Consider the following 14,845-nt stretch of genomic DNA (forward strand, 5'->3'; position numbering starts at 1 on the left):
TCAGCGCCCGGATCGCTCCTCGGCCTGAGCCACGAGCGCGGCGAGCGCGGCCACCCAGAACTCCCCGAAACGGTCCACCTCCGGCGTCGAGAGGACGCCGGGCGGGAAGGACATGAACGCCGACAACTGCAGGCCCTCTGCGGTTTCCGAGATCACCGACTGGATGTCGAGAACGGCCTGGGCGGGCATCGCGCTCTTCTCGAATCCACCCGTGACGGGCGATTCGAAATCGGGCAGCCAGTCGAGTCCGCGTACCGCCTCGGGAACCTCGGCCGCGCTGACGCGTCCGATGTAGTTGAACACGATCTGCGGTTCCGACCAGTTCCTCATGACCGCCGACGTGTCGGGGTTCAGGTACCGGAGCAGCCCGTACCCGATTCCCCGGTCCGGGATCGCGCTCAGCTGATCCCGCACCGCGTGTACGGCGTCCGCCGCGCTCGCGCCACCCTGGAGGGCATCGGCGATGTCGACCCCGGCGAGGTCGAGACGTGCCGGGTACATCGTGGTGAACCAGCCGACCGTCCGCGACAGATCCGCGCCCGGCACCGTGGACTCTTCACGTCCGTGGCCCTCGAGGGTGACGACCGTCGACGAAGCCTCGACTCCGCGGTCGCGCCGCCATGCGGCCACCGCCAACGCGAGCGCTGCCGCGAGGACGTCGCCGATCTCACCATCGAGCGCACCCGGCGTGCCACCCAGCAATGCCTCGGTGACCGGTGCCGGAACATCCACCCGGGTTCGTTCCAGCGTGCTGACCAGATCGGTTCCCAGGTCCAGCTCACGCGATCCGAGCAGCGGATCCGGGCCGGTCAGCATGTGTTCCCACACCTCGAGTTCGGCCACCCGCTCCGGCTTGACCGCCGCCTCGAGCAGACCGTCGGTCCAGCGCCGCAGCGACGTTCCGACCGGCTCGAGTGACGGCGACGTGCCGGCGGCGATCTGCGCGCCCGCGGTCGCGAAGTCCGGCACCAGGATCCGCCACGACACGGAGTCGATGACGAGGTGGTGCGGCACCACGAGGAGCCGTCCGCGCCGATCCGACTCGGCGGGGTCGAGCCAGACGAACTGGAGCATCGACCCGGTGCGCGGATCGAGGCGATCCAGCGCCGCGTCGAAGGCCGCACTCGCCACCGCGTCGAACTCCGGCGAACCGGGCTCGTCGCCGGCCGCGATTTCCACCCGCTGCACGGTGGCGTCGATATCGACGCTGCCCGCGGGTGCGATCTCGAGCGCGTCCTCTACACCGGACGTGACCAGAGTCGATCGCAGCACGTCGTGCTTGTCGACCACGGCGGCGATCGTCGCGGTCACCTGCTCGCGTTCGATCCCGGCGGGCAACGTCAGCATCAAGGGCATGACGAACCGGTCGAAGTCGCCGCCGCGCTCCACCATCTTGCGGGCGACCGGGGTGAGCGGCACAGTTCCGACGCCACCACCCTCGTACTCCTGCAGTGCGGCCGCCGCGGACTCGCCCGAATCGGCCACCGCGGCCAGCTCGGCAACGGTGCGCCGCTCGAACACATCTCGCGCGGTGAAGTGGATACCGGCCGAACGTGCCCGCGCCACCAGCTGGATGGACACGATGCTGTCGCCGCCGAGCTCGAAGAAGGAATCGTCGATTCCGACGCCCTCCCGGCCGAGCAATTCGCCGAACACGGTCGCGAGTGCACGCTCGGTGTCGGTGCGCGGCGCCCGGAAGTCGGCCGCCGACGCGAAGTCCGGCACCGGCAGCGCGCGCCGGTCGAGCTTGCCGCTGGTTCCCAGCGGAAGTTCGGCGAGAATCATCACGGAATCCGGAATCATGTACTCGGGCAGCGATTCCGCGACGAACCCGTTCAGTGCCGCCGGGTCGAGAACCGCGTCCGGCTTCGGCACGACGTAGGCGACGAGCCGCGCACCCACCTCGCTGTTGTGGACGATCACGGCGGCCTGCGCCACGTCGCGATACCGGACGAACGCCTCCTCGACCTCGCCGAGCTCGATACGCAGCCCGCGCACCTTCACCTGGAAGTCGGTGCGGCCCACGAACTCGAGGACGCCGTTCTCGTTCCACCGGACGAGGTCGCCGGTGCGGTACATTCGCGCACCCGAATCGCCGAACGGGTTCGCGACGAACCGTTCCGCGCTCAACGCGGAACTGTTGACGTATCCGCGAGCGAGTTGCGCGCCGTCGAGGTACAGCTCAGCGGGAACACCGATCGGCGCCGGGTTCAGATGAGCGTCGAGCACGTAGGCCCGCGTGTTCCAGGCCGGCGAACCGATCGGTGCGATCGTCGTCGTTCCCGACGGCTCCACCACGTGGGCCGTCGAGTTGATGGTCACCTCGGTCGGGCCGTACAGGTTCACCAATTTCGCGGAACCGAGACCGGCGACCCGCTCGGCCGCCGACTGCGGCAGCGGCTCACCGCCCGCGAAGACCAGGCGCAGCGAACCGCACCGGTCGGCCGTCGCGGCATCGAGGAACATGCTCAGCACCGACGGGACGAACTGGATCACCGTCACCGCTTCCGTGCCCACGGTCGCTGCCATGTAGTCGGGGTCGCGGTGACCGTCCGGCGACGCGATCACGAGAGTGCCACCGACCACCAACGGCAGGAACAGCTCCCACACAGAGGCGTCGAACGTGAACGGTGTCTTCTGCAGCACCACGTCCTGCGCGCCGATGCCGTAGACGTCCCGCATCCACGCCAGCTGGTTGGCCAGCGCCGAATGCGGAATCGCCACGCCCTTCGGACGTCCCGTCGAACCCGACGTGTACAGCGCGTAGGCCAGGTTGTCCGGGCGCAACTCGGCGAGCCGCTCGGAATCGTCGACCGGGCCGTCCGCGTACTCGGACAGGTCGAAGTCCTCGACCAGGTACACCGGCACGTCCACGTCGAGATTCGCGATGTCGTCGGCCAGGCTCAGCACACACGTCGGCATGGCACTGTCCACCACGTACGAGGTGCGGTCCGCCGGGTGCTCCGGGTCGATCGGCACGTACGCGCCGCCCGCCGCGTGGACGGCGTAGAGGCTGATCACCATGTCGAGCGAGCGTCGCATCGCGATGCCCACCACCGAGTCCGGCCCCACCCCGATCGACATCAGGTGCCGCGCCAGACGATTCACCCGCGCGTCGAACTCCGCGTAGGTGAGGCGCACATGGTCCGCCACCACCGCCGTTCGATTCGGTGTGCGGGCGACCTGGGCGCCGAACATCGACACCACGGATTCGTCGGTGACGTCGTGCCCCGAGTCGTTCCACCCGGACAGGACGAGTTCGCGTTCGTCGCCGGTCAGCAGATCGAGATCGCCCACCAGCGTGGAACTGCCTGCCGCGATGGTCTGCAGGATCCGGTTCAGCCGGGACCCGAGCCGCTCGACGGTGTCGGCGCCGAACACGTCCGGGAGGTACTTCAGGACCAGTTGCACCTCGCTGTCCGACTGGGCCAGCAGGCTCAGCGGGTAGTGCGAGGCGTCGCTGATCTGCACTCCGGCGACCCGGAGCCCGTCGATGTCGCTGTCCTCGGTGAGACCTGCGCGGTCCACCGGGTACGACTCGAACACCGTCAACGTGTCGAACAGCCCACCGATTCCGGCGATCTGCTGGATCTCGGGAAGACCGATGTGATGGTGGTCGAACAGCGTCGACTGTTCCGCCTGCAGTCGCTCGAGCAGTCCGAGGAGCGACTCACGGGGATCGATGCGCACGCGAATCGGGATGGTGTTGATGAACAGGCCCACCATCGACTCGATGCCGGCGACCTCCGGCGGGCGACCCGAGACGGTGGCGCCGAAGACGACGTCGTCCGAGGCCGTCATGCGGGCCAGCAGCAGACCCCATGCCGCCTGGACGATCGTGTTCATCGTCAGGCCGCGGTCCCGGGCGATGCGCGCCAGGTTCTCGCTGACCACCTCACCGAGGTGCAGCGCGAACTCGGCCGGCTCGGGTCGGTCCTCGCTGCTCGGCGCCGGGGCCAGCACGGTCGGACCGTCCAGTCCCGCCAGTGCGTGCGCCCACGCGCTGCGCGATGCGTCGGTGTCGCGTTCGGACAGCCAGCCGAGGAAGTCGCGGTAGCTGCGCACACGCGGCAGCACCGAACCGTCTCCGCGGGTCGCGTACAGCACCAGCAGGTCCTTCATCAGCAACGGCATCGACCATCCGTCGAGCAGGATGTGGTGGTTGCTGATGGAGAACCGGTAGCTGTTCTCACCCGTGCGGATCAGCAGGAACCGCATCAGGGGCGGACGACTCATGTCGAACCGTGCCGAACGATGTTCGCTCAGAACGGAACTCATCTGCTCCTCGCGTTCGGTCCCGGACAGACCGGAGAGGTCGAGCTCTTCCCAGGGCAGTGCGACGCGGTCGACGACCACCTGGACCGCGGTCCCCGAATCGTCGGGGACGAACGCCGTGCGCAGGTTCGCGTGACGTGCGATCAACGCCTCCGCCGCGCCGCGGAGCCGGCCGGTGTCGACGATGCCCTGGAAGTCCAGCACCACCTGAGCGGTGTAGACGTCGAACGCGTCCTCGGCGAGAACGGAATGGAAGAACATTCCGGACTGCAGCGGGGCGAGCGGCCACACGTCGGTGGCGTCGGGGTAGCGCCGCTCGAGCGCCTCGAGGTCGTCCTGCGTCACGGACACCAGCGGAACGTCGGATGGTGTCAGACCGCCGCCGTTCGGCCCGGAGGCGTGCTCGGCCAGCGCGGTCGCCGCGGCGTGCCACAGTTCGGCGAGCTCCCACACGTCCGCCTCGTCGAGAATCTCGGTGGCGAACGAGATCTTGGCTTCGATCTGGGGACCGGACGCCRTCTCCGACGTCACCGCGTTGATGCTGAGCACCGCGGGCGCCACCATGTCGTCGTCCATGGCACCGCCGAACTCACCCGAATCGCTGTCGGGGATCCAGCCGAGATCCCGGATCTCGGCGGGCAGATCCACCGAGCCCGCGCGACCGAGGTAGTTGAACCCGATCTGCGGAGTCGGCAACGATGCCAGCGCCGCAGCGGTCTCCTCGTTCAGGTAGCGAAGCAGGCCGTAGCCGATGCCCTTGTCGGGCACGGCAAGCAACTGTTCCTTGACCGCCTTCAGTGCCGCGCCTGTCGACGTCCCGCCGTCGAACGCGTCGTCGAGATCGGCCCGGGAGACGTCCAGCCGCACCGGGTACAGGCTCGTGAACCAGCCCACCGTGCGGGAGAGGTCGGCACCGGGCACGGTCGCCTCTTCCCTGCCGTGTCCCTCGAGGTTGATCAGCACCGAGCGATCCTCGGTCCCGTTGCGGAGTCCACGCCAGCGCGCGACCGCGAGAGCGAGAGCCGCGAGGAGGCCGTCGTTGACACCGCCGTTCACGGACTGCGGGATCGTGGTGAGCAGCGCCTGCGTCACCTGCGTCGAGAACGTCATGCTCAGGCGGTCGGTCCGGGCGATCACGTCGCGTGCGGGATCGAATGCACGCTTTCCGATCAGCGGATCCGTGCCCGCGAGCATCCCGCGCCAGAAGTCGAGTTCCGCCACGCGGTGCGGCGACTTCGCCTCCTCGACCAGGCCGTGCGCCCACGCACGGACCGAGGAGCCGACCGGTTCGAGCTGCGCCGGCTGTCCCGCCGTGATCTGCGAACCCGCGGTCGCGAAGTCCGGCAACAGCACTCGCCAGGACACACCGTCGACGACGAGGTGATGCGCGAGCACCAGCAGGCGGCCGCTCTGCCCCGGCAACGACGCCGCGGGAGCGAACCACACGAACTGCGTCATCCGGCCCGACGCCGGATCCAGCCGCTCCGCCGCACGGTCGAGAGCCGCGCGTGCCAGTCTCTCGAATCCGTCCGTTCCCGGCTTGTCGGTGAACTCGATCTGCTCGATCAGGTCGTCTGCACCGAACGCCTCTTCGGCGGGGAGAGCCTCGAACGCCCAGTCGTCCCCGGTCCGGGTGAGCCGGGATCGGAGAATGTCGTGGCGTTCCAGGACAGCATCCACCGTGGCCACCAGCTGATCCCGCGTGACCGCGGGCGGGGTGGTCAGCAGAACCGCCTGCGAGAACTTCTCGAAGGTCCCTGCCGTCTCCACCAACCAGTGCGCGATGGGCGTGAGCGGAATCGATCCGACGCCGCCGCCCGGCAGCTCCTCGAGCTTCACCGACTCGACGTCGGTGGCCCACGCGGCCACGTCGGCCAGCGCCGAGACGGTCTTGCGCTCGAAGACGTCCCGAGCCGTGAACAGCACCCCCGCGTTCTTCGCGCGGGTCGTCAGCTGAATGGACACGATGCTGTCGCCGCCGAGGGCGAAGAACGAGTCGTCGACGCTGACGCGGTCCACACCGAGCACCTGCGCGAAGACGTCGGCGATGGCCTTCTCCATCGGCGTCGACGGCGCGCAGTACTCACTGGCAGCCGACACGAACTGCGGCTCGGGAAGCGCCTTGCGGTCGAGCTTTCCGGCGGGCGTCAGCGGCACCGAGTCGATCGCCATGATCGACGACGGCACCATGTACCCGGGCAGGGTCTCGGACACGAACGCCGACAGTTCCGCGACGTCGATCGACGCGCCGGCAGCGGGCATCACGTACGACACCAGCACGGTCTGACCGGTCTGCTCGCGGTGATGGCCCAGCGTGACGGCGAAGTCCACGCTCGGGTGGCTGCCGAGTTCGGCGTCGATCTCACCGAGTTCGATGCGGAACCCACGGACCTTCACCTGGAAGTCGGACCTGCCGACGTAGTCGAGGACGAGGTCGCCGGTCTCCCCGTCGTGCACCCAGCGGACGACGTCGCCGGTGCGGTAGAGCCGCTCACCGGGACCTCCGAACGGGTTGGCGACGAAACGCTCCGCCGTCAGGGCGAACCGGTTGTGATAGCCGCGTGCCACGCTCGGACCCGCCACGTACAGCTCACCCGCGACCCCCACCGGGACGGGCGTGAGCCGGGAGTCGAGCACGACCACGTCGACGCCCCGGGTGGGACCACCGATGGTGACGGGCAGATCCGCCTTCATCGGGTTGCTCGACGTGCTCCAGATCGTCGCCTCGGACGGGCCGTACAGGTTGAACATGCGCCGGCCCGGCGCCCACTTCTGCATGAGTTCCGGCGGGCAGGCCTCGCCGGCAACCGACAGCACCTCGATACCGTCCAACCCGGCCGGGTCGACCGTGGTCAGAGCCGCGGGCGTGATGAACGCGTGCGTGACCTTCTGCTTCTTCAGCAACCGGGCGAGTTCGTCGCCGCCGTAGACGACGCCGGACGCGATGACCATCGTCGACGCGGCGGCCACGGCGTGCAGCAGTTCGAACACGGACGCGTCGAAGCTCGGCGAGGCGAAGTGCAGCACCCGCGACTGCGGAGTGAGGCGGAGTCGCTCGACCTGCTCGGTCGTGACGTTCGCCAGCCCGGTGTGGGTGACGACGACGCCCTTGGGCAGACCCGTCGACCCCGACGTGTAGATGACGTACGCCGCGTCGTCGACCCGGGTAGGACGGATGCGGTCGGCGTCGGTGACGGCCTCGCACGACACGGACGCGCAGTCGCCGTCCATCTCGTCCTCACCGAGCACCAGCCAGCGCACGGTGTCGGGCAGCTCGCCGACGTGGGCGCCGGTGGTGAGACCGACCTCCACGCGGGAGTCCGTGACCATGTGCAGGATCCGGTCGAACGGGTAGCTCGGATCGACGGGCACGAATGCGGCGCCGGTCTTCGCGACCGCCCAGATGGAGAGGATCGATTCGACGGAACGCGTCAGCGCCAGTGCGACGAAGTCGTCGGCCCCGATGCCCCTGCCGATCAGGACGCGGGCGAGACGGTTCGAGCGCTGGTCCAGATCACGGTAGGTGACCTGTTCGTCGCCGCACACGACGGCGACGGCATCGGGATCGACCGCTGCGGCGGTGGCCAGGATGCTCGACAGGAGCTCGGGTACGGCGCTGTCGGCGCCGCGCACGGGTGCCAGCACCGCGTGCTCGTTCTCGCTCAGGACGTCGATGTCCCCGATCAGCACGGAGGCGTCGGCAGTAATCGCCTCGAGGATGCGCTGGAAACGGAACGCGAACGACGCGATCGTGCGTTCGTCGAACAGATCCGTCGCGTAGGTGAAGACGCCCCGCATCGGCGCGGCCCCGTCCGCGCCGGCTGCGTCCGCGAGCGTGAGCTGCAGATCGAACTTCGCGGCGCTGATCCCACCGTCGAGTCCCTCGACCGTCAGACCGGGCAGCTCCAGGTGCGCCTGCTCGATGTTCTGGAAAGCGAGTGCCACCTGGAAGAGCGGCGAGAACGCCGTGGAGCGTTCCGGCTGGAGGATCTCGACCAGCCGCTCGAACGGCACGTCGGTGTGCGTGAACGCACCGAGGTCGTGCTGACGCACCTGCGCGAGGAGATCGGCGAACGTCGCGTCGACGTCGACCTGCGCGCGCAACACCAGCGTGTTGACGAACATGCCCACGAGGTCGTCGAGCGCGGCCTCGCCGCGACCCTCGATCGCCGTACCCACCGCGATGTCGTCCGTGGCGCTCAACCGAGCGAGCAGCACCGACAGGGCCGCGTGCGCGACCATGAACAGCGACGCGTTGTGCTCGCGCGCCAGCGCCCCGAGCCGGTCGCGCAGTTCCGCGTCGATCTCGAAGTCGAAGTTCGCGCCGCGCATCGACTGCGCGGGCGGCCGCGGCCGGTCCGTCGGCAACGGCAGCACGTCCGGCAGACCGCTGAGCGTGGTCCGCCAGTAGTCGATCTGCTTGGTGGCCAGTGAATCCGACGCGTTCTCGTCGCCGAGCAACTCGTGCTGCCAGAGCGAGAAGTCCGCGTACTGGACGTCGAGCGGCGCCCAGGCAGGTTCGGACCCGGCGGCGCGGGCGCTGTAGGCGATCACCACGTCGCGCGCCAGCGGTGCCGTCGAGGCACCGTCCGACGAGATGTGGTGGACGACGATGACCAGCACATGCTGCTCGGCGTCGATCCGCAGGAGACGCGCGCGGACCGGGACGGCCTTCGCGACGTCGAAACCGGCGGTGACGAGGGAGATCACGCGCTCACGCAGGGTGTTCTCGTCGGCGACATTCTCCACGTCCAGCGAGGTGAAACTCCGGGTCCGCGACAACACGACCTGGCCCGGACCGTCTCCGGTGTCGGGATACGTCGTGCGCAGCGTCTCGTGCCGTTCGACGACGTCGCCGAGTGCCTGCTCGAGCGCCGAGACGTCGAGGTGGCCGGTCAGCCTGATCGCCAGCGGAATGTTGTAAGCCGCCGACGCCGGGTCGAACTGGTTGATGAACCACATGCGGGACTGCGCCGGGGACAGCGGAATCCGGGCCGGACGCGGTTGCGGCACCAGGGCCGGGCGGCTCGCGCCCGCCGAATCGGACTGCTCGGCGCGAGCCGACAGCGCGATCACCGTCGGAGCCTCGAACAGTTCGCGCACACCGATCGACGTGTCGAGCGCGGCGTTGACGCGGGCGACCACGCGTGTCGCGACCAGCGAGTTGCCGCCGAGGTCGAAGAAGCTCGTGTCCACGCTGACCCGCTCGTGACCGAGCACGTCCGCGAAGACTCCCGCGACGATCTCCTCGACGGGCGTACGCGGAGCCTTGTAATGGTTCACGGCGCCACCGAACTCGGGTTCGGGGAGCGCCTTGCGATCGAGCTTGCCGTTGATGTTCAGCGGCAGCGCATCGAGGGCGATCAGCGCGGACGGCACCATGTATCCCGGCACCGACCGGCCGGCGAACGTGAGAACGTCCGCGTCGTCGACGGAGACGCCCTGCTCCGGCACCACGTAGCCGACGAGCCGGTCCCCGGTGTGACGGTCGTGGTGGACCACGACGACGGCCTGCGCCACCGACGGGTGCGCCACGAGCGCCCGCTCGATCTCGCCGAGTTCGATCCGGAAACCGCGGACCTTGACCTGGAAGTCGCTCCGGCCGACGTAGTCGAGGTTGCCGTCGCGGTTCCATCGCACCAGGTCACCGGTGCGGTACATGCGCTGTCCGGCGGCGCCGAACGGATTGGCGACGAACCGTTCCGCAGTGAGGTCGTGGCGGCCGAAGTAGCCGCGCGCCAATTGCTCGCCCGCGAGATAGAGCTCACCCGTGACGCCGGCGGGAACGGGGTGCAGACGCGAATCGAGAACGTACGTCTGCGTGTTCCATTCGGGCCTGCCGATCGGCACCGAACCGTCGCGCTCGTCGCCGCACCGGTAGTGGGTGACGCTGACGGCGGCCTCGGTGGGGCCGTACAGGTTGAAGATCTCCGCGTCGGAGACGTCGCGGAAGCGGAGCATCGTGTCGGCAGGCAGTGCCTCACCGATGCAGAGCACACGTGTCAACGACACCAGCTGGGCCGGTTCTGCCACCGCGACGAACGCCGACAGCAGCGAAGGCACGAAGTGGACGGTCGAGACCTGCTGCTCCGCAACGAGTGCGGCCAGGTACGACGGGTCGCGGTGGCCGTCCGGTGTGGCGACGACCAGACGTGCGCCCGCGGTCAGCGCCCACCAGAACTCCCACACCGACAGGTCGAACGTCGCCGCCGTCTTGAGCAGCACCGAGTCTTCTGCGTTGAGCGGGTATTCCGACTGCTTCCACCGCAACTGGTTGGCGATCGCTCGGTGCGCGATCGCCACACCCTTCGGGCGGCCGGTCGAGCCGGACGTGTAGATCACGTACACGGCGTTCTCCGGCCGCAGCGGCGCGATCCGCTCCGAGTCGATGAGCGGGGACGGGTCGATTCCGCCCAGATCCAGTTCGTCGAGAAGGAGGTAGTCGACCTCGCCCGGCAGTCCCCCGACGACGGCGCGGGTCGCCAGGACGCAGACGGGTTGCGCACTCTCGAGCAAGTACGCGGTGCGCTCGGCCGGATGGTCCGGGTCGATCGGCAGGTACGCACCGCCGGCCGCGGCGATCGCGTACATGCCGACCAGCAGTTCCACCGAACGCGGAATCGCCAGGCCGACCACGGTTTCCGGGCCGACCCCGCGGCCGACGAGATGCCGGGCCAACCGGTTGACCCTCGCCGAGAAGTCGGCGTACGTCAGCGACTCGCCCTCGAACACGAGAGCGGTGACGTCCGGGTTCTCCGCGGCGGCGGACGCGAACATGTCCGCGAGCGTCGTCTCCGGCAGGGCCCGCTCGGTGTCGTTCCATCCGGACACCACGAGCGCGCGCTCGTCGCTGCTTGCGAGCGGCAGGTCGCCGACCGCGGTCCGCGGCGAATCCACCGCGGCGGCCAGGACGCGGCGGAACATGTCCGCGAAACGCTTGACGGTGGCGGCGTCGAACAGGTCGGTGGCGAACGTGAACACGCCCGACATCTGCTCACCCTCGGGGCTGTCGCCCAGGATCAGATGGAGGTCGAACTGGGCGGTGTCGCCCTCGACCTCGAGCGGTGTGACGGTGAGGTCGGGCAGTTCCAGCTCGGCCTTCGTCGTGTTCTGGAACGAGTAGCCCACCTGGAAGATCGGATGGTGGGCCATCGAGCGTGCCGGGTTCAGGACCTCGACCAGGCGCTCGAACGGGACGTCGGCGTGCGAGAACGCCTCGAGGTCGGCCTCCCGGGCACGATCGAGGATCTCGTCGAACGTCTGCTGCCCGTCGACCTGCACCCGTAGTGCGAGGGTGTTGACGAACATGCCGACGACGTCGTCGAGGTCGCGCTCGCCGCGGCCTGCGATCGGGGTGCCCACCGAGATGTCCTCGGCGCCGGACAACCGGCTGAGCAGCACCGCGAACGCGGCGTGCACGGCCATGAACACGCTGGCGTTGTGCCTGCGGGCCAGCGCTGCCAGACCGCGGTGCACCTCGGCGTCGATGGTGAAGTCGATCCGCGACCCGCGCAGGGACTGCACGGGCGGTCGCGGCCGGTCCACCGGCAGCTCGAGGAGGTCGGGCACGCCGGCCAGCGTCTTCTTCCAGAAGGCCAGCTGGGCGGCGATCAGGCTGTCGGGGTCGTCCTCACTGCCGAGGAGTTCACGCTGCCAGATCGCGTAATCCGCGTACTGCACCGGGAGCGGCGCGAAGCCGGGTTCCCGGCCTGCCGCCCGCGACGCGTACGCCACCATGACGTCGCGCACGAACGGCGCCGTGGATTCGCCGTCGGTGGACACGTGGTGCACGACGAGTGCCAGCACGTAGTCCTGCGGGCCGACCTCGAACAGTCGCGTCCGGATCGGCGGAACGTCGGCGGTGACGTCGAATCCGGCGGTGACCATCTCCACCAACTGCTCGCGCAGTTCGTCGTCCGACACTGCGGCGGGCGTCAGGTCCAGCCGGACCTGGTCGGCGGAGAGGATCACCTGATGCGGGCCCTCCGGCGAGTCCGGGTAGATCGTGCGCAGCGACTCGTGCCGGTCGAGCACGTCGAGCACCGCGGACTGCAGCGCGTCCACGTCCAGCGCACCGGTCAATCGGACCGCGAGCGGAATGTTGTAGGCGGGCGAGTCCGGGTCGAAGCGGTTGATGAACCACATCCGGGACTGTGCCAGCGACAACGGGACGAAGGCAGATCTCTCCCGCGGCGCGAGGACGGGCCGCGGTCGGACGTTCTCGTCGGGGGTGCCGATGCGGGCGGCGAGGCCCGCGACCGTCGGCGCCTCAAACAGTTCCCGCACTCCGATGCGACGACCGAAGACCTGTCCGGCGCGCGACACGACACGGGTGGCGCTCAGCGAGTTTCCGCCGAGGTCGAAGAAGCTGTCGTCCACGCTGACCTGCTCGAGTCCGAGCACGTCGGCGAAGATGCCTGCGATCGTCTCTTCCGCCGGCGTCGTCGGGGCACGGAACTCCGCGCCCGCGGTGACGAACTCCGGCTCGGGCAGCCGCGCGCGATCCAGCTTGCCGATGCCTGTCAGCGGGATCTCGTCGAGGAGGATCACGACGGACGGCACCATGTACGGCGGAAGCGTCTCGCCGACAACCGACTTCAGCGATTCCGGATCGACCGTCGCGCCGTCGGCGGGCAGGACGTACGACACGAGGGTCGTCAGCCCGGCCGGGTTCTCGCGACCCACGGTCACCGCGAACTCGACGTTCGACTGCGCGGCGAGTGCGGCGTCGATCTCCCCGAGTTCGACGCGGAACCCGCGGACCTTCACCTGGAAGTCGGACCGGCCGACGTACTCCACCCGGTGTCCGTCCGCCCAGCGCACGACGTCGCCGGTGCGGTACATGCGCGCGCCGGGTTCACCGAACGGGTTGGCGACGAACCGCTCCGCCGTGACCGACGGACGGTTGTGGTAGCCGCGGGTCACCGACGGGCCGCAGATGTAGAGCTCGCCGGGAACGCCCTCCGGCACCGGACGCAACCGCGAGTCGAGGATGAGCGATTCGACGCCACGCAGCGGCGAACCGATCGTCACGCGCTCGCCCGCCACCATCGGTTCGGTGATGGTGACGATGACCGTGGTCTCGGTGGGTCCGTACGCGTTGCGCATCTCGCGGCCGGGAGCCCACCGCGCCACGAGTTCCGGTGTGCAGGTGTCGCCGCCGACCACGACGGACGTGACGGAGTCGAGGCCGTCGGGGTCGACGGTCATCAGCGCCGTCGGTGTCATGACCACGTTGTTGACCCGTTCGCGGCGGATCAGGTCGGCGAGTTCGTCGCCGCCGTAGACGTCCGCGGGCGAGATCACCAGGGTGGCGCCCGCGCTGAACGCGGCGAGCATCTCCCCGACCGACGTGTCGAAGCTCGGTGACGCCACGTGCAGGAAACGGGAGTCCGGTGACACGACGTAGTGCTCGCGCACCTCGCGGGTGAGGTTCGCCAGACCGCGGTGGGTGACCACGACGCCCTTCGGCTTACCCGTCGAACCCGAGGTGTAGATGAGATACGCCGGGTGGTCGACCGTCAGCGCGCGGCGCAGATCCGCGTCCTCCACCGCGTCCGCACTGCGGGCACCGATCTCCTCGGCAGCCGCGGTCTCATCGAGGACGATCCACGGCACCGTGCCGGGAAGGTCGTCGTGATGGCGGGCGACCGTCAGTCCGAGGACCGCCTCCGAATCGGACAGCATCTCGCCGATCCGCTCGAACGGCAGCTTCGGGTCGACGGGCAGGTATGCGCCGCCGGCCTTGGCGATCGACCAGATCCCGAGGATGGATTCGACGGAACGCGTGATCGCCAGGGCGACATAGGTCTCCGGCCCCACGCCCCGATCGATCAGGACGCGCGCCAGCTGATTCGACCGCTCGTCGAGTTGCTCGTACGTGACCTCGCGTCCCTCGAAGGTCACCGCGACCGACTCCGGGGCGATCTCGACACCCGAACGCAGCAGTTCGGGCAGTGTGCGCGGCTCGATCGACTGCGGTCCGCGGACCGGGGCGATCGCGGCCTTCTCCGCGGCGTCGAGGATCTCGATGTCGCCGAGGACCACGTCACGGTCGGCCGACACGGCATGGAGGATCCGGCCGAACCGGTCCGCGAAGCTCAGAACGGTCTGCTCGTCGAAGATGTCGGTCGAGTAGTTGAACGTCGCGGCGATACCCGCGGCGGCCCCGTCGACGTAGCGCTCGCCGACGCTGAGCTGGAGGTCGAATTTGGCGACCTCGAGTGGGGCGTCGAGCGCCGAGATCTCGAGACCCGGGAACTCCATCCGAACCGATTCGTTGTTGTCGAACGACAACGCCACCTGGAACAGCGGCTGGTGCGCCGTCGACCGTGGGACGTCGAGTACCTCGACGAGACGCTCGAACGGAACGTCGCTGTGGCTGAACGCATTCAGATCGGTGGCGCGCACCTGTGCCAGCAGGTCGGCGAAGGTGTCGTCGGGACGCACCGACGCGCGGAGCACGAGGGTGTTGACGAACATGCCCACGAGCCTGTCCAGTTCCTGCTCGCCGCGGCCGGCGACCGGCGTGCCGATCGCGACGTCCGTCTGCGAAGACAGCCGCTCGAGC

At 69.1% G+C, this 14,845-nt stretch carries 1 protein-coding gene (only partly in view); it reads right to left on the bottom strand.

Going from position 1 to position 14,845, the window contains the following annotated elements; all coding sequences use genetic code 11:
- A protein-coding gene (locus AC1D1G_RS13760) for a non-ribosomal peptide synthase/polyketide synthase (RefSeq protein WP_477952516.1) crosses the window boundary here: on the bottom strand, positions 1-14,845 show its 3' portion. Its footprint extends 18,881 nt past the window's final position; 14,845 of the gene's 33,726 nt are visible here — the last part of the coding sequence; its start codon lies off the right edge, out of view; its stop codon occupies positions 1-3.

The sequence above is a fragment of the Rhodococcus sp. P3_B8 genome, from assembly GCF_056402775.1.